This is a genomic window from Gordonia sp. (in: high G+C Gram-positive bacteria) (genome assembly GCF_047602025.1).
Lineage (GTDB): Bacteria > Actinomycetota > Actinomycetes > Mycobacteriales > Mycobacteriaceae > Gordonia.
Genome location: NZ_JASGII010000001.1, coordinates 2,257,598 through 2,284,288, shown reverse-complemented (window position 1 = coordinate 2,284,288; position 26,691 = coordinate 2,257,598). Strand labels below are relative to the sequence as shown.

At 72.3% G+C, this 26,691-nt stretch carries 2 protein-coding genes; both read left to right on the top strand.

Going from position 1 to position 26,691, the window contains the following annotated elements; all coding sequences use genetic code 11:
- The first annotated feature begins 4 nt into the window (after positions 1-4).
- Positions 5-9,946: an amino acid adenylation domain-containing protein gene (locus QM728_RS11380; RefSeq protein ID WP_415032121.1), complete on the top strand. Its 9,942-nt coding sequence runs from the start codon at positions 5-7 to the stop codon at positions 9,944-9,946.
- On the top strand, positions 9,943-26,691 hold the full coding sequence (locus QM728_RS11375; protein ID WP_415032120.1) for a non-ribosomal peptide synthase/polyketide synthase: 16,749 nt from the start codon (positions 9,943-9,945) through the stop codon (positions 26,689-26,691). Before QM728_RS11380 ends, QM728_RS11375 begins: the two co-directional genes overlap by 4 nt.

Genomic DNA, 26,691 nt, shown 5'->3' with positions numbered 1-26,691 from the left:
CCGCATGGTGACGACGGACGAGTACTGCGCTGCGCTGCCACGGGTTTGGTCTGCCCAGCCGGGGACCGGTGACCTGATCGCCTTGGCCGCGGTTCTCGATCCGGACCGCCCCGCCCTCACAGCCGCGGCGGGGCCGGTCGGCTTTGGCGCCCTGGCCGCGCAGGTGAAGGTGATGACGCAGGCCCTTGCCGCGCAGGGCGTCGACGCAGAGGCCGCTGTTGGCGCCGCGGTGGCAGGTGCTCTTCGCAGTCCCGACCTGTCACCGCAAGAACTGGCCGCGGCGGCGCAGGAGGCCACCGGGCAGATCCGTGCCGCCGCGCTGGACATCATCGGGTCGGGCGACCTGGGGTCGCTTCCCGGTCTCTTCCGCGTCTCGGCGAAGCACCGGGCCGACGCGATCGCCGTCGTCGACGGTGCGGGCCGTTCGTTGACCTACCGCGAGCTCGACGCCAAGTCCGATGCGGTGGCCGCCGCCCTCATTGCGGTGGGTGCCGGACCAGAGCAGCGGATCGGCGTGGCGCTCGAGCGCGACGCCGACCTGATCATCGCGCTTCTCGGCGTCACCAAGTCGGGTGCCGCCTACCTGCCGTTGGACCGCACCCACCCGGTCGACCGGTTGGCCGCGATCGTCGACGACGCCCGCCCGGTCGTCACCATCACCGACGCCGAGACCGCGGTGGCCTGGAGCGACCTGGACACCCGCTTCACGACCGTCGCCGAGTGCCTGACCGCCGGCGGCCCGGTGGACCGCATCCCCGCGCGCGTCGACGGGCGCCACCCCGCCTACGTGATGTACACATCGGGCTCGACCGGCACGCCGAAGGGCGTCGTCGTCACCCATGCCGACGTCATCGTGCTGCTCGCCGCGATGGGCCGGGAGTACGACTACGGCGTCGACGACGTCTGGTCGATGTTCCAGTCCTACGCCTTCGACGTGTCCGTCGGTGAGATCTGGGTGTCGCTCGCCGTCGGTGGGCGTCTGGTCGTGCTCGACTACCTCACCACCCGCACGCCGGAGAAATTCGTCGAGGTGCTCGCGCAGCAGCAGGTCACCATCATCAACATCACACCGTCGGCGTTCTACCAGCTCGCCGGTGCGATCCGCCCGCCCGCCACGGGCCGGCTCTCACCGAGCGTGCACACGATGATCCTCGTCGGCGAGGCCCTCGACTTCGAACAGGTGCGACGGTGGTACGCCGACCGCCAGGAGTTCGACGGGAACGACGGCCCCGAGCTCAACAACATGTACGGGCCGACCGAGGCCACGGTCTACCTGACGCGCCGTCGGCTCACGCCCGAGTTCGTCGCGGCGACCGCGGCCAGCGACGTCGGCTTCGCCCTGCCCGGATCGCAGCTGTACGTGCTCGACTCCCGACTCAAACCGGTGCCCGAGGGTGCGCGCGGCGACCTGTACCTGGCCGGTGAGCAGCTGGCGCGCGGATATGCGGGCCGGTTCGGCCTCAACGCGACCCGGTTCGTCGCCAACCCCTTCGGCGGCCCCGGCGAGCGGATGTACCAGTCCGGCGACGTCGCGATGTTCCGCGACGGCAGCCTCGAGTTCCTCGGCCGCGCCGACAACCAGGTCAAGCTGCGCGGCTACCGCATCGAGCTCGGCGAAGTCGAAGCCGGCCTGCTCGCCGCCGCCGGCGTCAACGAGGCCGCCGCCGCCATCAAGGAGCGCCCCGGGTTCCCCGACCTGCTGGTCGGGTACGTCGTCGGGGTGAACGCCGACGGCAGCGAACTCGATCCGGCCGAGGTGAAGAAGGCCGCGGCCGGCAAGGTCCCCGACTACATGGTCCCGGACCTCATCGTCTCCCTCGAGCACCTGCCGCTCAACGTCAGCGGCAAGCTCGACCGCAAACAGCTGCCCGAGCCGGTCATCGAGGCGCAGGCCGAATACGTCGCCCCGGCCGACGAGGCCGAGGCCAAGCTCGCCGAGATCTTCGCCGACGTTCTCGGCGTCGACGAGATCAGCGTCATCGAGTCCTTCTTCGACCTCGGCGGCAACTCGCTGCTCGCCGCGCGCGTGGTGGCGCGCTGCGGCGAGGCGCTCGGCGTCGACCTCACCATGCGCGACCTGTTCGACGCCCCCACGGTCCGCGACTTGGCCGTGGGCGCGGCGCACCACGCCCCGGGGTTGCCGCCGCTGCTGCCCGCCGAACCGCGGCCGGAACGGGTGCCGCTGTCCTACGCGCAGCAGCGCATGTGGTTCCTCAACCAGTTCGACGTCGAGTCGGCGATCTACAACATCGTCATGGCCGCCCGGCTCTCCGGCGACGTCGATGTCGACGCACTGGAAGGGGCGATCGGCGACGCGATCGAGCGGCACGAGGTGCTGCGCACCGTCTACCCGGCCGTCGACGGCACCCCGTACCAGCACGTGCTCGACGTCGACGAGGCGCGCGATCGGTTCGACTGGGCGCGCGTGTCGTCGCGCGACGAGCTCGCGGCGGCCGGCGACAGCGGCTTCGACGTCACCACGGACCTGCCGCTGCGCGGCCGGTTGAGCATCGCCGACGACGGAACCGGCGAACTCGCCCTCGTCGTCCACCACGTCGCGTTCGACGGCGAGTCCATCGGGGTGCTGCTCGCCGACATCCTGAGCGCCTACGCGCGGCGGCGCGACCCGGCGCTGCCCGCCGCCGCGGGGTTGACCGTCCAGTACGCGGACTACGCCATCTGGGAGCGCGCCGAGCTGGGCCGCGTCGACGAGCCGGACACCGTCCTCGGCACCCAGATGGCGTACTGGAAGAACAAGCTCGCCGGCCTGCCGGTGCTCACCGAACTGCCGATGGACCGACCGCGGCCGCCGGTGTTCGACAGCGCCGGCGACATGGTCACCGTGGACGTCGACGACGATCTCACCGCGCAGATCATGGACCTCTGCCGCGCCTACGAGGTCACTCCGTTCATGGTCACGTACGCCGCGCTCGCCGTGCTGGTGTCCCGGCTGGGCGCGACCGCCGACACGGTGATCGCCAGCCCCGCGGCCGGTCGCCTCACGCCGGCCGTCGAACCGCTGGCCGGAATGTTCGTCAACACGTTGGTGCTGCGGACCGCCACCGAGGCCGGGCGGACCGTCGACGACCTGATCCACGGCGTGCGCGACGACGTCCTCGACGCGTTCGACAACGTCGCCGTGCAATTCGACGACCTCGTCGAGGTCCTGTCGCCGCCGCGGTCCACCGCGTACTCGCCGTTGGCGCAGATCGCGTTCACCTATGCCGAGCCGGGACCCGGCGAGAAGCCGATCGACGTCGCCGGCATGCACGCCGAACCGATCGAGATCACCGGCCACGAGGCGAAATTCGACCTGATGGTCCTCGCGCACGGCAAGACCGAGGATTCGCCGCTGCGAGTGGAGTTCCTCTACGCCACGGCGCTTTACGAGCGCGGCACGGTCGAACGCTTCAGCCGGGCCTACCTCCAGATCCTGCGGGAGCTGACCGCCGACCAGTCCGTCGCCATCGGCGACATCGAGCTCGGCGCCGCCCCCGCCGCAGTCGGGCCAGCGGCGGCTCCCACCGTCGCCGAACCCACCCCGGCGCCGACCGCGACGGGCAGCGATGGCGAGGTCGAGCCCGGCACGCTCCTGGACGTGCTCGCCCGGCGCGACCTCGACCCGACCCACCCCGCCCTGGTGTGCGACGGCGCCGAGCTGACCTACGCCGAGTTCGAAGAGCGGACCAACACCGTCGCCCGCGCGCTGCTGGCCCGGGGTGTTGCGCCGGATGACACCGTGGCCGTCGGCCTCGAGCGCTCCATCGACTCGGTGGTCGCCATCTGGGGCGTCATCAAGACCGGCGCCGCCTACCTGTCGATCGACCCCGCCTACCCCGATGACCGCATCGCCTACATGCTCGCCGACTCGGCGGTGCGGTTCGGCATCACCAAGCCCGACACGCGCGAACGGTTGGGAGAGTCGGCGGCGCAGTGGGTCAACCTGGACGAGCTGGCCGCCGAAGCATCGTCGGGTGCGCCGATCGCCGCCGCCGAGCGCAACGGCCCGGTGCGCCTGGCCAACCTGGCCTACGTGATCTACACATCCGGCTCGACCGGCTGGCCGAAGGGCGTCGCGGTCTCGAACGCGGGCATCGCCGATCTCGTCGCGAACTACCAGAAGGTGACCGGGTCGCGCGAGGACGACCCCGACACCCGCGTCCTGCACGTCGCCTCCCCGAGCTTCGACGCCTCGTTCTTCGAGATGTGTTGGGCGATCAGCGCCGGCCACACCCTGGTCATCGCCGCGCACGCCGACTTCGCGGGCGAGGCCCTCGACACCGTGCTCGACCGGGACGGGGTCACCGACATGGTGATCACCCCGTCGGTGCTCGCCACACTCGACCCCGACCGCGCCGGAGCGCTGCGGAACCTGGCGACGGCCGGCGAGGCCTGCCCGCCGGATCTGGTCGAACGCTGGTCGGCACGCGGTCGGCGGCTGTTCAACTTCTACGGGCCGTCCGAGACGACCGTGTGGGCGACGCGTGCCCGGATGCTGCCGGGCAAGCCGGTCACCATCGGCCGCGCCATCGGCGGGTTCACCGCCCGTGTCCTGGACCCGCGGCTCCACCAGGCGCCACAGGGAGTCACCGGCGAGTTGTTCCTGTCGGCGGCGGGACTCGCCCGCGGCTACGTCGGCCAGCCGGGGCTGACGGCGACGAGTTTCGTCGCCGACCCGTACGGCGCCCCCGGCGCACGGATGTACGCGACCGGCGACTTGGTCCGCATCACCGCGGCGGGGGACCTCGAGTTCGCCGGCCGCGCCGACCACCAGGTCAAGATCAACGGCCAGCGCGTCGAGCTGGGCGAGATCGAGGCGGTCTTCATCGACCAGCCGGGTGTCGCCCAGGCCGTCGTGATCGGCCGCAAGTCCGACCAGGGCGGTCGCGAGCACACCCAGGTCGTCGCCTACGTGGTCGCCGAATCCGGTGCCGCGCTCGACCGCGAGGAGTTGACCGCGCAGGCCGCGACCCGACTCGCGGCCCACATGGTGCCCTCGCACGTCGTGGTCATCGACGAAGTGCCGCTGACGCCGGTGGGCAAGACCGATCTGCGGGCCCTGCCCGAACCGGTGGTCGAGGTCGGCGAGTTCGTGCCCCCGGCCACCGCGGCCGAACGCGCGGTGGCGGCGGTGTTCGCCGACGTCCTCGAGGTGGACGAGGTGTCGGCGACGGCCAGCTTCTTCGACCTCGGCGGCAACTCCCTCCTCGCGACGCGGCTCGCGGCGCGGGCCGCCGAGGCGCTCGGTGCGGCGGTCACCGTCCGCGACGTCTTCGACGCGCCGTCGGTTCGCGCGCTCGCCGAGGCGGCCGGCGACCGAGGCGAGGCACTGGCGCCGGTCGTCCGCGTCGAGCCGCGCCCGGAGCGGATCCCGCTGTCCTTCGCCCAGCAGCGAATCTGGTTCATCAACCGGTTCGAGGAGGGCTCGGCCGCCTACAACATCCCCACCGTTCTGCGCCTGACCGGTCCGCTCGACGTCGACGCGCTCCGCGAGGCCATGGTCGACGTGACGGCACGGCACGAGGTGCTGCGGTCAGTGTTCCCCGTCGCCGACGGTGAGCCGTACCAACTGGTCAGCCCGGCCGACGAGGTGGCCGACCGCCTGGACTGGGCGGTCGTGCCGACCCGCGACGACCTCGACGCGGTCGTGACGGAGGGCTTCGACCTCACGACGCAGTGGCCGCTGCGCCTGCGGCTGTGGTCGTCGTCGGACACCGAGCACCTGCTGGCCGTCGTCGTGCAGCACATCGCCGCCGATGGCGAGTCGCTGCCGCCGCTGATCACCGACTTGATCACCGCCTATGCGGCCCGCGTCGCGGGCGCCGCACCGGAGTTCGAGCCGCTCCCGGTGCAGTTCGCCGACTACGCGATCTGGCAGCACGAGGTTCTCGGCTCGCCGGAGGATCCCGACTCGGTCGTCGGGCGCCAACTGGCGTACTGGACCGACACCCTCGCCGGATCACCACCGGTGCTCGAGCTCCCCACCGACCGGCCGCGGCCGGCGGTGGCGTCGCAGCGCGGCGCCCAGACCAGACTGTCGATCCCCGCGGCGACCGGACGGCAGGTGCTCGCGCTGGCCGATCGGACGGGCGCGTCGCCGTTCATGGTCGTCCACGCCGCGCTGGCCGCCGTCCTCGCCCGGCTCGCGGACACGGACGACGTCGTGGTCTCCACGCCGACCGCCGGCCGCGGCCAGGCGGTGCTCGACCCCCTCGTCGGCATGTTCGTCAACACCCTGCTGCTGCGCACCAAGGTCGATGTCGGAGAGAGTTTCGAAGCGCTGGTCGCGAAGGTGCGCGGCGACGACCTCGCCGCGTTCGAGCACGCCGACGTCCCGTTCGAAGCGGTCATCGACGCGGTCAACCCGGTCCGCTCGGAGGCCTTCGCGGCCCTGTCGCAGGTGATGCTCTCGTTCAACCCCGGCGCAACGGCGAACGCCGACGCCTTCGACGTCGCGGGGCTCCGCCTGGCCGGTACCGAGCCGGTGTCGCTGCCCGAGCAACTCGACCTCACATTCACCGTCGCGACGTCGGCCGACGGCGACTGGTCCGCCGACGTCTCCTATGCCGTCGACCTGTTCGACGAGGCGACGGCACGGGCCATCGGCCGCCGGTTCATCGACTTCCTCGGCGCGGCCACCGCCGACCCGGCCGGGGCGATCGGCGACGCGCCGCTACTCGATGCCGGCGAGCACGATGCCGCACTCGCCCGGTCGAACGGGCGCCGCGTCGACCTCACGCCCACGACGGTGGCCGACCTGGTGGCGGCCCAGGTCGCGCGTACCCCCGACGAGGTCGCGCTCACCTTCGCGGGCAACGAGTTGACCTACCGCGAGTTCGGCGCTCGAGTCGCAACCCTCGCCCGCGAGTTGATTGCGGCCGACATCGGCCCCGAGACGACCGTCGCGGTCTGCATCGACCGCTCGCTGGAGATGATGATCGCGCTGCACGCGGTCGTCGCGGCCGGCGGGCAGTACGTGCCGATCGACCCGACGACACCGCACGAGCGGGTCGACTCCATGGTCTCGCTCACCGATGCTTCGGTCGTGCTGGTCGCCGCCGGGCAAGTGCCGGCCGCGGCGACCGAGATCGTCAAGCGGCTGACCGTCGTGACGGCGGACGCCACGGCCGCCGTCGACCCCGCCGTCCCGCCGATCGCGCCGGCCGAGCGCCGCGGCGAGCTGCTGCCCGACAACGCGATCTACACCATGTTCACCTCGGGCTCGACCGGGCTGCCCAAGGGCGTCACGGTGACCCACCGTGCGCTCGCGGCCCATCTGGAGTACATCAGCTCCACGCGGGTGCAGGGCTCGGCGCGGGTGACGCTGGTGAAGACGCCGTACACCTTCGACCCGTGCGTGGTCGAGATCTTCTGGGGCGTCGCCGTCGGCGCCCGGGTCGCCATCGCGGCGCCCGGCGGCCACCGCGACGTCGACTACCTGGCCCGGCTGATCAGGGCCGAGGGCATCGAGATGGTCGACGCCGTGCCCGCGGTCTGGTCGATGATGCTCGACAGCGACGAACTCGCCGCGGTCCTCGCCGATTCGCAACTGCACGGCATGATGACCGGCGGCGAGGCGTTGCCGGTGACCATGGCGAAGCGGGCGGCCGAGGTGCTGCCCGACACCCGCCTGGTCAACCAATACGGCCCGACGGAGGCGACCAACTTCGTCCTCAACCATCTGGTCACCGACCCGGAGCGACCGCTCATCGGAACTCCGGTGTGGAACACCGCGGCGCTCGTCCTCGACTCGCGCCTTCACGTGGTGCCCGACGGCGTGGTCGGCGAGCTCTACCTCGGCGGCGCCCAGCTGGCCCGCGGCTATGCCGCGCAGGCGCGGTTGACCGCGGAGCGATTCGTCCCCGACCCCTACGGCGAGCCCGGCTCGGTGCTCTACCGCACCGGTGACCTGGTGCGGCGCACCGCGACCGGCGACCTCGATTACGTCGGCCGCGCCGACTACCAGGTGAAGCTGCGCGGCCAGCGGATCGAACTCGAGGAGATCGAGGCCGTGCTCGCCCAGGCGCCCGGCGTGGTGAGCGCCGCGGCCGTCGTCCGACCGGGGCCGGGCGGCGACGCCCTCGTCGGTTATGTCACCGGCGGCGAGCAGGCCCTCGACCTCGACGCGATCCGCCGCTATGCCGCCGACCACCTGATCGCCTACATGTGCCCCTCCGCCTGGGTGGAGCTCCCGGAGATGCCGCTCGGCTCGGCCGGCAAGATCGACCGCAAGGCCCTGCCCGACCCGGACTTCGCGGCCGCCGGTGAGTACGTCGCCCCCGAGGGGGAGGCCGAAGAAGCCGTCGCCGCCGTGTTCGCCGACGTACTCGGCGTGGACCGGGTCGGCGCGACCGAGTCGTTCTTCGACATCGGCGGCAACTCGCTCTCGGCGATGCGCGTGGTCGCCCGGGCCGGTGAGGCGCTCGGCGTCGAACTCTCGGTGCGCGAGCTCTTCGACGCCCCCACGGTGCGCGAGCTCGCCGCCGTCGCAGCGGGCCGCGGCAGCGCGCTGGAGGCGATCACCGCGGTGTCTCCGCGGCCGGAGCAGATCCCGCTGTCCTACGCCCAGCAGCGGATGTGGTTCATCAACCGCCTCGAACCCGACCTGCCCACCTACAACATCCCGATCGCGCTGCGGCTGACCGGCGACCTCGACGTCGACGCGCTGCACGCAGCCGTCGGCGATCTGGTCGCGCGCCACGAGAGCCTGCGGACCACCTTCCCGGCCGTCGACGGGGAGCCCGTCCAGGTCGTGCACGCCGCCGGCTCGCCCGAGGCGCAGCCGGACTGGGCGGTCGTCGACGACGAGGCCGCGCTCGTCGCGGCCGCCGGCGCCGGATTCGACGTCACCGCGCGCCCCGCCTTCCGCGTCCGCCTGTGGCAGGCCGGGCCCGACGAATGGGTCCTCGTCGCGGTCATCCACCACATCGCCGGCGACGGCGAGTCGATGACGCCGCTGCTCGCGGACATGATCGTCGCCTACGGTGCGCGCGCCGCCGGACACGAACCCGAATTCGCTCCGCTGGCCGTTCAGTCCGCCGACTACGCGCTGTGGCAGCGCCGCGTGCTCGGCGACCCGTCCGATGCCGAATCGGTGGTCGGCCGCCAGCTCGACCACTGGGAGAAGACGCTCGGCGGCCTGCCCGAACTCGTCGAGATCCCCACCGACCGACCGCGGCCGCCGGTCGCCTCGCACCGCGGCGCCACCGTCGAGCGCGACCTGCCGGCCGAACTGGGCGTACGTATCCAGGAGCTCGCCAAGGCTCGCGGCGTCACGCCGTTCATGGTCGTGCACGCCGCGCTCGCCGTGCTGGTGGCCCGGCTCAGCGCCACCGCGGACATCGCCGTCGCCACGCCGACCGCCGGGCGCGGCCAGCAGGTGCTGGACCCGGTTATCGGCATGTTCGTCAACACCCTGGTCCTGCGCACCGAGGTGACGTCGGACCAGACCTTTGACGACCTGCTCGCCGAAGTCCGCGGGGTCGACCTGGAGGCCTTCGCCCAGGCCGACGTCCCGTTCGAGGCGTTGGTCGAGCGACTGAACCCGGTTCGCTCGCAATCGTTCACCCCGCTGACCCAGGTGATGCTGTCGGTGGACTACGCCCCGACCGACGACGTCGACCTCGGTGTCGAGGGCCTGTCGGTGGCCGTGGTGCCGCCGCCGGTCGTCCCGGCGCAGCTCGACCTCACCTTCGACGTCCGCATCCGGCCCGGGCAGGACTGGACGCTGGCAATCTCCTACGCGACCGACCTGTACGACGAGGCCACGGTCGCTACGCTGAGTAGTCGATTCGCGGCGGTGCTCGACGCGCTCATCGCCGCGCCGGGCGAACCGGTATCGGCAGCACCGCTCCTCGACGACGGCCAGCGCGACCTGGTGCTCGGCTGGTCGTCGGGGGCCCAGCGGCCCACGGCGCCCGGAACCATTCCGGAGCTGGTCCGATGACGCGCACGAGTCCGACCGACACGGCGACGGGAGCAGAGGTGACGATGGCGCAGCCGCCGGCCCTGGTCTTCGGCGACCGCCGCGTGCCCCGCGACGAGTTCGACGCCCGCGTCGCCGTGTTGGCCCGCGACCTGATCGCCCGCGGCATCGGCCCCGAGGTCGCCGTGGCCGTGGTGATCCCGCGCTCGGTCGAACTCTTGGTCGCCCTGCACGCCGTCGTCGCCGCGGGCGGACAGTTCGTCCCCATCGACGTCGACGCGCCTGCCGACCGCACCGCCCGCATGCTGACCACCGCGCAGGTCGGCCTCGCGCTCGTGCCGGACGGCCCGGCACCGGGGGCGCTGGGGGAGTCCGGCGTCGACCGGTTGTTCGTCCGGTGTGACGAGCCGGTCGACACAGGCACCCCGCCGATCGCCGATGCCGAGCGCCGGAGCCCGCTGCTGCCGCAGCACGCGGCCTACACGCTGTTCACCTCCGGCTCCACCGGCGAACCGAAGGGCGTCACCGTCGAGCACGGTGCGATCGTCAACCGTCTCGCCTGGATGCGCGACTGGGCATCGCTCGACGAGACCGACGTCTTCCTGCAGAAGACTCCGATCACCTTCGACGTCTCGGTGCCCGAACTCTTCCTGCCGATGGTGCTGGGCGCGACGCTCGTCATCGCCGCGCCGGGCCGCCACGGCGACCCCGCCTACCTGCACGATCTGATCAAGCGCGAGCAGATCACCGTCGTGCACTTCGTCCCGTCGATGGCCGCCGCGTTCCTCGACGTTCTCGGCGATCGGATCCGTGAACTGTCGTCGGTCCAGATGGTGTTCGCCTCCGGCGAGGCCCTGCCGCCGCCGGTGGCCCAGCAGCTGCTCGACCACTTCGCCGGTGCCCGGTTGTTCAACCTGTACGGGCCCACCGAGGCCGCCGTCGAGGTCATCGTCGCCGAGGTCGACCGCGGCGATGCCGGGGTGCCGATCGGCTCCCCGGTGCCCGGCACCACGGCGTATGTCCTCGACGACCGGCTGCAGCTCGTCCCGCCCGGCACCCCCGGAGAGCTGTACCTCGGCGGGGTCCAGGTTGCGCGCGGCTACGCCCGGCAGACCGGGCTGACCGCCGAGCGATTCGTCGCCGATCCCTTCGGCGAGCCCGGCGACCGGCTGTACCGCACCGGTGACCTGGTGCGCTGGAACCCCGCCGGCGCCATCGAGTACCTGGGCCGCACCGACTTCCAGGTGAAGCTGCGCGGCCAACGCATCGAGCTCGGCGAGATCGAATCGGTCGTCGCCGGCGCCTCCGGTGTCGTCCACACCGCCGCCACCGTCGCCGCGGCGCCCGGTGGCGGCGAGTTCCTCGTCGCCTATGTGGCCCCGGCGGATGTCGACCTGGACGCGGTGAAGGCCCACGTGGCCGCCGCCCTGCCCGAGTACATGCGGCCCAGCCTGTGGATGCTGCTCGACGACGTGCAGCTCGGCAGCGCCGGCAAACTGGACCGTCGCGCCCTGCCCGAGCCCGAGTTCGACGACCTGGCGGGGGAGTACGTCGCGCCGGAGACGCCGGCCGAGGATGCGGTCGCCGAGATCTTCGCCGACATCCTCGGCGTCGACCGGGTGGGCGTCACCGACTCCTTCTTCGACATCGGCGGCACGTCGCTGTCGGCGATGCGCGTGGTCGCCCGCGTCGGCGAGGAACTGGGCGCCGAGCTGTCGGTGCGCGAGCTCTTCGACGCGCCGACCGTCCGCGACCTCGTCGCGGCCGCTGATTCGGCCGGTTCGGCGCTCGCGCCGATCACCGCGGCAGACCCGCGTCCCGAGCAGATCCCCCTAACCTTCGCCCAGCAGCGCATGTGGTTCATCAACCGGTTCGACCCGGGGGCGCCGACCTACAACATCCCGGTGCTGCTGCGGTTGCGCGGCGAGCTCGACGCCGCCGCGCTGCGCGCGGCGATGGCCGACGTCGTGGGACGGCACGAGGTCCTGCGCACCACGTTCCCGTCGACCGACGGCGTGCCCCACCAGGTGATCCACCCCGCCGAGGAGGCTGCGGCGGCGCTCGACTGGGCGACCGTCGATTCGCCCGTCGACCTGCAGGAGGCGGTGACCGCCGGTTTCGACGTCACCCGGGATTGGCCGCTGCGGGTGCGTCTGTACGAGGGTGCCGACGGCGAGCACCTGTTGGCCGTCGTCGCGCACCACATCGCCGCCGACGGTGAATCGATGACCCCGCTGGTCGCCGACCTCATCGCGGCGTACGGGGCCCGCCGCGCGGGCGCCGCTCCGGAGTACACGCCGCTCGAGGTGCAGGTCGCCGACTTCGCGCTCTGGCAGCACGCGACCCTCGGTGCGGCCGACGATCCCGACAGCGTGATCGCCGACCAACTCGCCTATTGGCGCAAGCAACTCGGTGGCGCCCCCGACGTGTTGGAACTGCCCGCCGATCGCCCGCGCCCGCCGGTGGCCTCGCACCGGGGCGCGACCGTCGACTTCGAGATCCCCGACGCGGTCACCGCGCGCATCCGCGAGGTGGCGCACCAGCGCGGCGTCACGCCGTTCATGGTCTTGCACGCCGGCCTTGCAGTGCTCCTCGGCCGCCTCGGCGCCACCGACGACGTCAGCATCGGTACCCCGATCGCCGGTCGCGGCCAGCAGGTCCTGGACCCGCTGGTCGGCATGTTCGTCAACACGCTCGTGCTGCGGACCCAGGCGGATCCGGGCGAGTCCTTCACGGAACTGCTCGCCGAGGTCAAGCGCGTCGACCTGGCGGCCTACGCGCACGCCGACGCCCCCTTCGAGGCCGTCGTCGAAGCGGTCGACCCGGTGCGCAGCGAGGCATTCGGCCCGCTCGCCCAGGTCGTCCTCACGGTGACGGAGGGGTCGGCCGCGACCCTGGACGTCGACGTCGACGGCCTGCACCTGGAGCTCGCGGATATCGACGAGGTCCCGGCACAGTACGACCTCGGCGTCTACGTCGACATCGCCGCCGACCGCGACAGCGCCTGGCGCGGGTCGCTGGTCTATGCGACCGATCTGTTCGACGCACCGCGGATCGCCGGACTGGGCGAGCGGCTGGTCGACGTGCTGGACGCGCTGACCGCCGACCCCGCGCTGGCCATCGGTGACGTCGACCTGCTCGCGGACGCCGACAAGCAGCTCCTCGCGGCGCTGCCGGCCCCGGTGCGGCCCACCGATGCCACCGGGTCGCTCGTCGACCTGTTCGCGGCCAGTGCCGCCGCGCACCCCGAGTCCGTCGCGGTGCGCGCCGGCGGGGAGGAGCTGACCTACGCGCAGCTCGACGCCCGCGCGAACGCGGTCGCCGCGGGCCTGGTTGACGCCGGGGTGCGCCCGGGCGACCTCGTCGGTCTGGCCACCGCCCGCTCGACTGACCTCGTCTCGGCGCTGCTCGGCATCCTGAAGACGGGCGCGGCCTACCTTCCGCTGGACCTCACCAACCCGGTCGACCGCCTCGGCTACATCCTCGGCGACGCCGCCGCCGCGTTCGTCGTCGTCGACCCGACCACCGCCGACCACGAATTGTGGACTGCCGACGGGGTGTCGGCGCAGGCCCTGGAGGTCGACGCGCTGATCGTCGAGCACACCGGCCAGGCGCCGCCGTCCATCGCGATCCCCGATGCGTCGCGCGCCTACGTCATCTACACGTCCGGTTCGACCGGCAAGCCGAAGGGCGTCGAGGTCACCCATGCCGACGTGGTCGCTCTGATGGCTGCGTGCGCCCAGGACTTCGACTTCCGTCCGGACGACGTGTGGACCCTGTTCCACTCCTACGCGTTCGACTTCGCGGTGTGGGAGATGTGGGGCCCGCTGCGCTCCGGTGCGACCGTCGTCATCGTCGACCGCGATCTGGCCCGCGACGCGGACGCCTTCGTCGACCTCCTCGTCGACGAGCGGGTCACCGTGCTGAGCCTGACGCCGTCGGCGTTCTACCAGTTCATCGACGCGCGGGCGGGCAACCCCGGCGACCTGAGCCTGCGGTACATCGTCTTCGGCGGCGAGGAGCTGCGCTTCGAGCAGGTGCGCCGCTGGTTCGACGAGAACCCGGACGATCCCGCCCGGCTGGTCAACATGTACGGCATCACCGAGACGACCGTGCACGTCACCTACCGGCCGATCGAGCGCGCCGCGGTCTCGGCCATCGACCCGTCCTTCATCGGGCGCCCGCTCTCGTCGCTCGCGGTGCACGTCCTCGACGACCGGCTGCGCCCGGTCCCCGACGGCGTCGTCGGGGAGATGTACGTCTCCGGCGTCCAGCTGGCGCAGGGCTACCTGAACCAGCCGGGCCTGACCGCCACTCGCTTCGTCGCCAACCCGTACGACGCCGACCCCGGTTCGCGCCTCTACCGGACCGGTGACCTGGCGCGACGCCGCGGCGACGACGTCGAATACCTGGGCCGCGCCGACGGCCAGGTGCAGTTGCGCGGATTCCGCATCGAATACGGCGAGGTCGAGGCCGCGCTGCTGGGGGTGCCCGGTGTGCGCGGCGCGGCGGCCAACGTCGTCACCGATCCGGTCCGCGGCGATCTGTTGATCGGCTACATCACCGCCGACGGCGACCTCGATCCGCAGCAGGTCCGCGAGACGGCCGCCGCGTCGGTGCCGCGCTACATGGTCCCCGACCTGGTGATGACCCTCGACCGGCTGCCGCTGACCGCCAACGGCAAGCTCGACCGCAAGGCCCTGCCGGCGGCCGACTTCGACGCGGCGCCCGCCGAGTACACCCCGCCCGCCGACCCGGCCGAAGAGGCGGTGGCCGCCGTGTTCGCCGAGGTCCTGGGCCTCGAGCAGATGTCGGTCACCGAATCCTTCTTCGACTCCGGCGGCAACTCGCTGTCGGCGATGCGCGTGGTCGCCCGGGCCGGCGAGGCCCTCGACGTCGACCTGTCCGCGCGCGACCTCTTCGACGCGCCCACGGTCCGCGACCTGGTGAAACTCTCCGCCGACCGCGCGCCCGGGCTGGCGCCCATCACCGCGGTGTCGCCGCGGCCCGAATCGATTCCGCTGTCGTTCGCCCAACAGCGGATGTGGTTCATCAACCGCTTCGACGCAACGTCGTCGGCGTACAACATCCCGGCCGTCCTGCGCCTGACCGGTGACCTCGACGTCGAGTCGCTGCACGCGGCGCTCATCGACACGGTCGTGCGCCACGAAGTCCTGCGCACGACGTTCGCCGAGATCGACGGGACGCCGTGCCAGCTCATCGCCGCACCGGACCGGGTCGCCGACGAGCTCGACTGGGCGATCGTCGATGACGAAGCGGAACTCGCGGCAGCGGTGACCGCCGGCTTCGACCTCGCGACCCAGTGGCCCATCCGTGCCCGTCTGTGGCGGGCCGCCGACGGCGAGTACGTGCTCGCGGTAGTGCTGCACCACATCGCCGCCGACGGCGAGTCGATCGCGCCACTGGTCGGCGACCTCGTCGCCGCCTACGCCGCGCGGTCCGCGGGATCGGCGCCAGGTCTGCCGCCGCTGCCCGTGCAGTTCGCCGACTTCGCTATCTGGCAGCACGAGGTGCTCGGCTCGCCCGACGACCCGGCGTCGGTGGTCGGGAAACAGTTGGCGTACTGGACCGAGCAGCTCACCGGCCTGCCCGACCTGCTCGAACTGCCCACCGACCGGCCGCGGCCACCGGTGTCCACCGGCATCGGCGACCGCGTCGAGTTCACGGTGCCCGCCGACCTGGTCGAGGCGGTCGAGAACCTGGCGCACAGTCGCGGGGCCACCTCGTTCATGGTCGTGCACGCCGCGCTGGCCGCCCTGCTCGCGCGCCTGACCGGCACCGACGACATCGCCATCGGCACACCGATCGCCGGCCGCGGCCAGGAGGTCCTCGACCCGCTGGTCGGCATGTTCGTCAACACCCTCGTGCTGCGCACCCGGGTGCGCCCGGATGCCTCGCTGAGCGACCTGGTCGACGAGGCCCGCGACACCGACACCGCCGCCTTCGATCACGCCGACCTCCCCTTCGAGACGCTGGTCGAAGCGCTCGACCCGGTCCGGTCGACCGCGTTCGAACCACTGGCGCAGGTGCTGCTGAGCTTCACCGAGTCGCTCACCGCCCACGCCGGCTTCGCCCTCGGCGACACCGGGGTCAGCGTCACCCCGGTCGACACCGGCGAGGTTCCCGCCCGCGTCGACCTCACCGTCGGCATCGGCGCCGGTGAAGACGGTGCGTGGACCGGCTGGCTCGACTACGCCACCGACCTGTTCGATCCGGCGACGATGCGGGGATTCGCCGACGCCCTGCTGCGCGTGCTGCGGGCCGGCGTCGACGATCCCGAGTCGAGCGTCGCCCGCATCGACCTCATGCCCGCCGACCAGCGCGCTGCGCTGCTGCCGGCCACCGGCGGCCGCCCCGCCAAACCGGTCGTGCTGCGCGACATCTTCGCCGACGCCGCCCGTCGCTGGCCCGGCCGCACGGCGGTCGTCGATGGTTCAGGCGCGTCGCTGACCTATGCCGAACTCGACGAGCGCTCCAACCGTCTCGCCCGCTGGTTGCTGGCCCGCGGCGCCGGCCCCGAGGCCACCGTCGCCCTCGCGCTGACCCGCTCGGTGGAACTGCTCACCGCCATCTGGGCGGTGGCGAAGACCGGCGCGGGCTACGTCCCGATCGACCCGGAGTACCCGGCCGACCGCGTCGCCGCCATGGTCGAGGACAGCGGTGCGGTCCACGGCTTGACCACGACCGCCGTCGCCGACGGCCTGCCGACCGGGATCGTGAAGTGGAGCCCGCTCGACGAGAAGAACGTGGCCTTCGAGCTGGCTGCGAACAGCGGCGCACCGCTCGGCGAGACCGAGCAGAAGCCCGTCGCGCCGGAGAACCTCGCCTACATGATCTTCACGTCCGGCTCGACCGGGCGGCCCAAGGGCGTCGCCGTCACCCACACCGGCCTCCTCAACTTCGCCCGCCAGGAGCGCATGCGCCTGAACGCGAACAAGACGCCGGTCGTCCTGGGCTTCGCCTCGCCGAGCTTTGACGCGTCGGTGCTCGAATACCTGCTCGCCGTCGTCGCCGGCGGCACCCTGGCCTACCGCCCGGCCGATGCCGTCGGCGGTACCGAACTGGCCGCGTTCATGCGCCGGCACCGCGTCAGCCACACCTTCCTCACGCCATCGGTCCTGGCCACCGTCGAGCCGGGGGAGCTGCCGGACCTGCGCGACCTCGCCCTCGGTGGCGAAGCGGTGCCCGCGGTCCTGGTCGACCGCTGGTCGCAACACACCGCCGTGCACAACCTCTACGGCCCGACCGAGACGACCATCGGCATCACCATCAGCGAGCCGATGGCGGCGGGGGAGCCGGTCTACCTCGGCACGCCGATCGGGGGCGTCGGCCTGGTGGTCCTCGACGCGAACCTGCAGCCGGTTCCCGCGGGCGTCCTCGGCGAGCTCTACGTCCTCGGCCCCGCGCTCTCGCGCGGCTACGCCCGCGACCTGCGGTTGACCGCGTCGCGCTTCGTGGCTGCGCCCGGCGGCCTCGGCAAGCCCGGCGCGCGGATGTACCGCACCGGCGACGTCGTCCGCTGGCGAGAGGTGGGCGACCGGTACATCCTCGAATACGTCGGCCGCAGCGACAACCAGGTGAAGATGCGCGGCCTGCGCATCGAACTCGGCGAGATCGAATCGGTGCTCGCCAACCACCCGGACGTCGAATCGGCGGCCGTCGTTGGGCTCGACGAGCACGGCACGCGGGTCAGCGGCGGCACCGTCACCGCGCTGGCGGGATACGTCGTGGCCGACCCGTCGCTCGATACCGCCGCGCTGCGCGCGTTCGCCGCCCGCCGCCTGCCCGCTTTCATGGTGCCGTCGACGATCACGGTCCTCGACGCGATGCCGCGGACCCCGGTCGGCAAGTTCGACACCGCCGCGCTGCCCGCGCCCGAAGCCGTCGTCGGCGAGTACATCGAACCGCAGGGCCCGGCGGAGACGGCCATTGCCGCGGCTTTCGCCGAGATCCTGGGCGTCGACCGCGTCGGCGCCACCGAGTCCTTCTTCGACGCCGGCGGCAACTCGCTGTCCGCGATGCGCCTGGTCACCCGGGTGGCCGAGTCCAGCGGTGTCGAGGTGTCGGTCCGGGACGTCTTCGACGCGCCGACGGTCCGCGAGCTCGCCGCGGCGATCAGCGGACGCGGCGCCGCACTCCCGCCGGTCACGGCCGCCGACCCGCGACCGCCGCGGATCCCGCTGTCCTTCGCGCAGCGCCGCATGTGGTTCATCAACACCTTCGACGCCGCGTCGCCGACCTACAACATCCCGTTCGTGCTCAAGCTGACCGGGAAGCTCGACACGGCGGCGCTGCGCGCCGCCCTCGTCGACGTGGTCCAGCGCCACGAAGTGCTGCGCACGACCTTCCCCGACGTCGCCGGCAAGCCGTACCAGTCGATCGCCGACGCCCGCGAGGTGCCCGAGCGGCTGGACTGGGCCGTTGTCGACACCCGCGACGAACTGGACGCCGCCGTGATGGGCGGCTTCGACGTCGCCGCGCAGTGGCCGATCCGCGCTCGCGTGTGGGCGGAGGCGCCCGACGTCCACATCCTGGCGGTCGTGCTGCACCACATCGCCGCCGACGGCGAATCGGTGGGCCCGCTGCTCACCGACCTGATCACCGCCTACGCCGCGCGCGCCGCCGGGTCCGCCCCCGCCTTCACGCCGCTGGAGGTCCAGTTCGCCGATTACGCGGTGTGGCAGAGCGAGGTCCTGGGCGACCCCGACGACCCGGACACCGTCGCGGGACGGCAGCTCGAGTACTGGCGCCGCCAGCTCGGCGACGCCCCCGACGTGCTGGAACTGCCCACCGACCGCCCGCGCCCGCCGGTCGCCTCCGGGCGCGGCGCCAGCGTCGACTTCACCATCGACCCGGCCATCGCCGACCGCGTCGCCGACCTCGCCGGCCGCGAGGGCGCGACCCCGTTCATGGTGCTGCACGCCGCGCTCGCGGTGCTGCTCGCACGGCTGTCGGCCACCGACGACATCACCGTCTCGACCCCCGTCGCCGGCCGTGGCCAGCGCGAACTCGATCCGCTGGTCGGCATGTTCGTCAACACCCTCGTGCTGCGCAGCCGCTTCCGCCCGGGCGACTCCTTCGTCGACGTCCTGCGGCACCTGCGCGAGACCGACCTGGACGCCTTCGCCAACGCCGACGTCCCCTTCGAAGCGGTCGTCGACGCGGTCGACCCGGTGCGCAGCGAGGCGTTCGCCCCGCTCGCCCAGGTCATGCTGTCCTTCGACCCACTCGCCAGCAGCGCCGGCGGGCTGCGCACCCCGGACCTTGCCGTCGACGAGGTGCCGATGCCGCAGACCCCGGCGCAGGTCGACCTCCAGATGGTCGTCTCCCCGGCGCCCGACGGCCAGCAGTGGACCGGTTCGCTGGTGTTCGCCGTCGACCTGTTCGACGAGTCGACCGCCGACGGGTTCGCCGAGCGGTTCGTCCGCCTGCTGGCCGAGCTGACCGCCGCGCCCGCGACCGCCGTCGGCGATGCGCCGCTGCTCACCGCGGCCGACGCCAAGGCGATCGCGCGCGGGGCGTGGGGCCGCAGCGTTGCGCTCGAACCGGAGACCCTTGCCGATGCGGTGGCCGCGCAGATCGCACAGACGCCGGAGGCCACGGCGCTGGTGTTCGGCGATCGGACCGTCTCCTACGCGGAGTTCGGTGCCCGCGTGAACGCGCTGGCCCGTGAGTTGATCGCCGCCGGTGTCGGTCCGGAGCGGGCGGTCGGCATCTGCATGCCGCGCGGGGTGGACCTGGTCGTCGCGATCCACGCGGTGACCGCCGCGGGCGGTCAGTATGTGCCGATCGATACCGAGACGCCGGCCGATCGCGCCGCGACGATGATCGACACCGCGGCCATCGGCCGGGTGCTGGTGTCGGCGGCTCAGCGCGACCCGGGCGCCTTGGCCGGTGTCGACGTCCGGCGGACCGTCGTCGACACCGGCGGTGAGACGCCCGAGTCGAAGCCGGTCACCGATGCCGATCGCACCTCGCCGCTGCGACCGGTCAACGCGGCCTACACGCTGTTCACCTCCGGCTCGACGGGAACTCCCAAGGGGGTGACCGTCTCGCACGCCGCGGTGCTCAACCGGCTGCGGTGGGGCCTGGCCGAATTCGGATGGTCGGCCGGTGACCGGATCATCCTCAAGACGCCGTTCACCTTCGACGTGTCGGTACCCGAGCTGTTCGGTCCGCTGATCGCCGGTGCGACCGTCATCGTCGCCGAACCGGACGGGCACCGCGACCCCGACTACCTGCTCGACCTGTTGGAACGCTCGCAGGCCACGTCGGTGCACTTCGTGCCGTCGATGCTCGCGGTGTTCCTCGAGGTCGTCGACGCCGAGCGACTGGCGGCGCTCACCTCGCTCAAGTGGCTCTTCGCCTCCGGTGAGGCGCTGACCACCGCGCAGGTGGCCGCCGCCCGCTCGCTGCTGCCCACGACAGCCGTCCACAACCTGTTCGGTCCCACCGAAGCGGCGGTCGAGGTCAGTTGGAGCGATGTCTCCGACGTGCCCGATCCGGTGACCATCGGCCGCCCGGTGTGGAACACCTCGCTGCAGATCCTCGATGCGCGACTGCGGCCGGTGCCCGACGGGGTGGCCGGCGAGCTGTACCTGGGCGGGGTCCAGATCGCCCGCGGTTATGCCGCGCAGGCGAAGCTGACCGCCGAGCGGTTCGTCGCCGACCCGTACGGCGAGCCCGGGTCGCGGCTGTACCGCACCGGTGACCTGGTGCGTCGCAACCGGGCGGGCGAGATCGAATACCTCGGCCGCACCGACTTCCAGGTCAAGCTGCGCGGCCAGCGCATCGAGCTCGGCGAGATCGAGGCGGCCATGACCGCCGCACCGGGCGTCGTGCACGCCGCGGCGACGGTGGCGACCGCCCCCGGCGGCGGCGAGTTCCTCGTCGGCTACCTCTCGCCCGCCGACGTCGACGTCGACGAGGTCGCCGCCACGGTGGCCGCCCGGGTGCCCGAGTACATGCGCCCGAGCGTGTGGACGCTGCTGGACGACGTCGTCCTCGGCACGAGCGGCAAACTGGACCGCAAAGCGCTGCCGGAACCCGACTTCGACTCGCTGGCCGGTGAGTACGTCGCCCCGCAGACCGCCACGGAGCGGACCCTCGCCGCGACGATCGGCTCGCTGCTGGGCATCGAGCGTCTCGGCCTCGACGACGACTTCTTCTCCCTCGGCGGCGACTCGATCATGTCGATCCAGTTGGCGTCGGCGGCCCGCGGCAGTGGATTGACGCTCACACCGCGCGACATCTTCACCCACCGCACCGTCCGCGGCATGGCCGCCGCGATCCACGCCGGCGGCGAGCAGCTGCCGATGCTGCCCGAGCCCGACGGCGGCCCGGTCGGCGACGCCCCGATCCCGCCGGTGGTGCGCTGGATGATCGAGGCCGGCGACTACGACGACTTCAACCAGTCCATCGTCCTGATCGCCCCCGCCGGACTCACGCCCGACCACCTGCGCCGACTGGTGGCCGCGGTCGCCGAGGAGCACCCGATGCTCAGCGCCCGCCTGGCGCCCGACACCGCGGGCGAGTGGACCCTGACCGTCGGCGACCCCTTCGACGCCGACGACGCGGTCGCCATGCGCGAGGTCGTCGCCGAGCCGGGCACCCCCGAGTTCGAGCGCGCCGTCGAGGCCGCCCACGCCACGGCCGCCGGGCGCCTGGATCCCGCGCGGGGCCGATTGCTGCAGGTCGTGCTGGTTCACGGCGGCGGGGGAGCCCGCGTCGTCGTGGTCGGTCACCACCTGGCCGTCGACGCGGTGACCTGGCCGATGCTCGTCGAGGACCTGTTCGTCGGCTGGACCCAGTTGTCGGGCGGCGCACCGATCGAATTGCGTCGCGAGGCCACCTCGGCGCGCGCCTGGTACACCGCGATGGACGCGCGACGCTCCGCCGCGGCCGCCGAACTCGACTACTGGCGCGAGCGCTCGCCCGAACAGGTCACCGACCTGGGCCTGCCCGGCGGGACGACGCGCTGGCGGCAGACCGAGGCGATCGAGGCCACCATCGCCGACGACGTCGCCGCCGCCCTGCTCACCAGCGTTCCCGAGAGCCTGCGCGCCAACACCGGCGACGTGCTGCTGGGAGCGTTGGCTCGCGCCGTCCGGTCGTGGCAGGAAGCCCGCGGCATCGCCGACGCCGCACCCGTCACCGTCCTGTCCGAGGGCCACGGTCGCTACGAGGACGTGCTGGAAACCGGCGACGACCCGCACCGCGCCGATCTGGCGCGCACCGTCGGCTGGTTCACCAGCATCGCACCGCTGCGCGTCGACGCGGCCGACGACGTCGTCGGTGCCGTGAAGTCCGCCAAGGAGGAGCGCCTCGCCCAACCCGGCCACGGCCTGGGCTACGGGCTGCTGCGCTACGCGCGCGTCTCGGCACTGGCCCGCCGACCGCTGCCGTCGATCACCTTCAACTACCTCGGCGCCCGCACCGCGCCCGTGACCGGGGAAGCCGGTGCCATGACGCCCGACCCGGAAGCGCCGGCGCTGCCCGGCAGCGTATCGGGGTCGGTCGGGATGATGAGTCCGCTGACCATCAACGTCGTCGCGGGCTCCTCGCCCGACGGCCCGGTCATCAGCGCCGACATCCGCTACCCGTGGGCGTGGTTGAGCCGCGCCGACGCCGAAGACCTGGCCGTGCGCTGGCAGACCGAGCTGCGCGCCCTCGCGGCGGCGGTCGCGGACGGCGATACCGGCCTGTCGCCGTCGGACGTGCCTGGCGCGCGGGTCACCCAGGCCGACCTGGACGCCATCGCCCGCACACATCCGGGAGCGGACGTGTGGGGTCTCTCCCCGCTGCAGCGCGGCCTCTACTTCCACTCGCTCATGGCCGCCTCGACCGGCGCGCCCGACGTCTATGTGATCACCGCGCTGCTGCGCTTGCGCGGCGAGATCGACTTCGACCGACTCCGCGCCGCCGGGCAGGGCCTCCTCGACGCCCACCCGGTGCTGCGGTCGGCGTTCCTCACCACCGCGAGCGGCGAGCAGGTCGCCGTCGTCGCCGACGAGGTCGCGCCCGCGTGGAAGTTCGTCGACCTGGGCCACCTCGACGACGACACCGCCCGCCGCTACGTCCGCGGCCTCGTCGCGCGCGAGACGGTCAAGCCGTTCGACCTCGCCGGGGCGCCGCTGCTGCGCTTCGTGGTCGTCCGCCGCGCCACCGGCACCGACATCCTCGTCGTCGCCCACCACCTGGTGATCGACGGCTGGTCGTCGCCGCTGGTCCTGGCCGACCTGATGGCGCTGTATGCCACCGGATCGACCTTCACCCCGCGCGCCCCGGGCGCGGCGGGATTCCGGACCTACCTCGAGGCGATCGACCAGCGCGACACCGAACGCGGCCTGGACACCTGGCGGACGGTGTTGGCCCCGGTAGAGGGCCCGACGCTCATCGCCCCCGGTGCCGAGGTCGAGCCCGACGGACTGCCCGAGACCCTGCCGGTACCGGTGGATCCGGCGCTCGCCGCCCGCCTGGACCGCGTCGCCCGCGACCACGGCGTCACCGTCTCGACGGTCCTGCAGCTCGCGTGGGCGGTGTTCCTGTCCCGCCGCACCGGCAACCGCGTCGTCACCTTCGGCGAGACCGTCTCCGGCCGACCCGCCGACCTCGACGGCGTCGAATCGGTCGTCGGCCTGTTCATCAACACGCTGCCGGTCGTCGTCGACGTCGACCCCGCGCGCTCGCTCTCGGACATCCTCCAGCGCCTCCAGGAGGACAAGGTCGCGCTGCTGGATTACCACCACATCGGCCTGCCGGAGATCGCCGCGGTCGCGGGCGATATCGGCTTCGACACCCTCGTCGTGCACGAGTCGTACCCGGTCGACGCCGACTCGCTGGCCGAGGGTGGCGACGACGGTGGCGACGGCCTGGGCATCGAGGATGCCGAGTTCAGCGACGCCACCCACTACCCGCTCAACATGATCACCGCCGGTGACGCCGGTGCGCTGACCGTGAACCTCAAGTACCTGCCCGACGCCTTCACCGGCGACGAGGTCGCCGACTTCGGCGCCATGCTCCTGCGCATCCTCACCGTCCTGGCCGAGCGCCCCGACACGCCCGCGGCCGAGGTGTCGCTGCTCGACGCCGACGCCCGCGATGCGGTGTTGGCGCGGTCGAGGGGCCCGGTTGCGGTGGTGCCGGCTGGTTCGATCGCCGATGCGGTGGCCGAGCAGGTGGCGCGGACGCCGGAGGCGACGGCCCTGGTGTTCGAGGGGCGCGAGGTGTCCTACGGCGAGTTCGGTGCGCGGGTGGCGGTGTTGGCGCGCGAGTTGATCGATTTGGGTGTGGGGCCGGATGTGGCGGTCGGCGTGTGCATCGACCGCAGCGTCGAGCTGCTGGTGGCTCTGCATGCGGTTGCGGCGGCGGGTGGTCAGTACGTGCCGATCGATGTCGCGACGCCGGTCCAGCGGGTGGCGACGGTGATCGAGGCCGTCGGTGCCGAGGTCGTCCTGGTGGCGGCCGGTCCGCGGCCGGATGCGGTGGCCCGTGTCGAGGGTGTGCGGCTGGTTCCGGTGGATGCCGGCGCCGAGGTGGCTGTGGCCACCCCCGCGATCTCCGATGGTGAGCGGTTGGGGCCGATTCGGCCGGATTCGGCGTTGTACACGCTGTTCACGTCGGGTTCGACGGGGACGCCGAAGGGTGTGACGGTGTCGCATGTGGCGGTGCGCAATCGTCTGGCGTGGATGGCCGCTGATTACGGGCTCGATGGCGGTGAGCGGTTTGTGCAGAAGACGCCGTACACGTTCGATGTGTCGGTGTGGGAGTTGTTCCTGCCTTTCATCATTGGTGCGCCGTTGGTGGTGGCCAAGCCTGATGGGCATCGTGATCCGGGGTATTTGGCGGGGTTGATCGAGCAGGAATCGGTGTCGGTGATCCATTTCGTGCCGTCGATGTTGTCGGTGTTCGCCGATGTGCTGGGTGAGCGGTTGGCGGGGTTGTCGTCGTTGCGGCATGTGTTCACCTCTGGTGAGGCCCTGGCCCCGGCGATCGCCCAGCAGGTCCTCGCCCAGGTGCCGGCGGTGTCGTTGGTAAACCTGTACGGCCCGACCGAGGCCGCCGTCGACGTCACCGCGGCGACGGTCGAGCCCGGTGATGCCGAGGTGACGATCGGTGTGCCGGTGGCGAACACGACGACCTATGTGCTTGATGACCGCCTTGCGCCGGTACCGGTGGGCGTGGCCGGCGAGCTGTACTTGGGCGGTATCCAGGTCGCGCGCGGGTACGCCGGGCAGGCGAGGTTGACCGCCGAGCGGTTCATCGCCGATCCGTACGGTCAGGCGGGAGCGCGCCTGTATCGCACCGGTGATGTGGTGCGGTGGAACACCGCTGGTGAGCTGGAGTACTTGGGTCGCAGCGATTTCCAGGTGAAGTTGCGCGGTCAGCGCATCGAGCTGGGCGAGATCGAGGCGGCGATCGCCGGGGCGCCGGGTGTGGTGCACGCAGCCGCCAGTGTCGCGACCGCGCCCGGTGGTGGGGAGTTCCTGGTCGGCTATGTGGCACCGGCATCGGTGGACCTGGCGGCGGTCCAGGAACACGTGGCCGAGGTGTTGCCCGAGTTCATGCGACCCACCGTGTGGCAGCCGCTGGAAGACGTTGTCCTCGGGTCGTCGGGCAAGCTCGACCGCAAGTCCCTGCCCGCCCCCGATCTGGGTTCACTCGCCGGCGGCGGCGAGTACGTCGCACCCGTCGGTGTCACCGAGGAGACGATCGCGGCGGTCTTCGCCGACGTGCTGGGCGTCGAGCAGGTCGGCGTCACCGAATCCTTCTTCGACCTCGGCGGCAACTCCCTCTCGGCCATGCGCCTGGCCGCGCGGCTGACCGACGGTGGCACCCCCGTCGACGTGCCGCGCCTCTTCGCCTTCCCGACGGTCCGCGGCTTGGCCGAGGCGATCCGCGACGACCTGCGCACCAGCGGCGTCGTGATCCCCCTGCGCCCGAGCGGCGACGAGGCGCCCCTGTTCTGCATCCACCCCGCCGACGGCCTGGCGTGGGCCTACGGCGAACTCGTGCCGCACCTGCCGGGCCGCCCGGTCTACGGCCTGCAAGACCCCGCCGTCGTCGCGGGGGAGGAGCGCCTGGACAGCATCGAGGCCTTCGCCGAGCGGTACCTGGCCGAGATCAAGGCCATCGCGCCCGAGGGGCCGTACCACTTGCTCGGCTGGTCGCTCGGCGGCGTCATCGCCTTCGAGATCGCCACCCGCCTGCGCGCCGCGGGCGAGGAGGTCGCCTTCCTCGGCCTCATGGACCCGGCGGCCGGATCGGCCTACAGCGACGAGGTGTCGCGCGAGGAGCACGACGCCGTCGTCGCCGATCAGCGTCGCGCCATCGCGGCGATGGCCGACGGCGGCAGCCTCGACCTCGATCCGGAGACGGCCAAGGAAGACACCATCGCCGCACAGTTCGCCGCGGCCGGCGCCGCCTCGCCGGACCAGATGCGGCGCATGGTCGACGCGCTCGACGCCGGTCCCGCCCTGCTGCCGGTCTACGAACCCGGTGTGTTCGACGGCGAGGTGCTCTTCGTCAACGCACTGCGCGGCAAGATCGACCCGCAGCGGTTCATCGACTTCTGGCGGGCGCACCTGACCGGCCGGCTGACCGTCGTCGACGTCGAGGCCGAGCACGGCGTGCTGGGCACCGCCGACGGATTCGCGGTCATCGGCCCGCAGATCCGCGACGCGCTGGACGAACTCACAGCAAACCCGAATGACCGCGGTGACCGGAACGTGACGCGCGCTCGGTAG

Coding starts and splice junctions, on each gene's coding strand:
- QM728_RS11380 (WP_415032121.1), top strand. CDS start 5: ATGGTGACGACGGACGAGTACTGCGCTGCGCTGCCACGGGTTTGGTCT.
- QM728_RS11375 (WP_415032120.1), top strand. CDS start 9,943: ATGACGCGCACGAGTCCGACCGACACGGCGACGGGAGCAGAGGTGACG.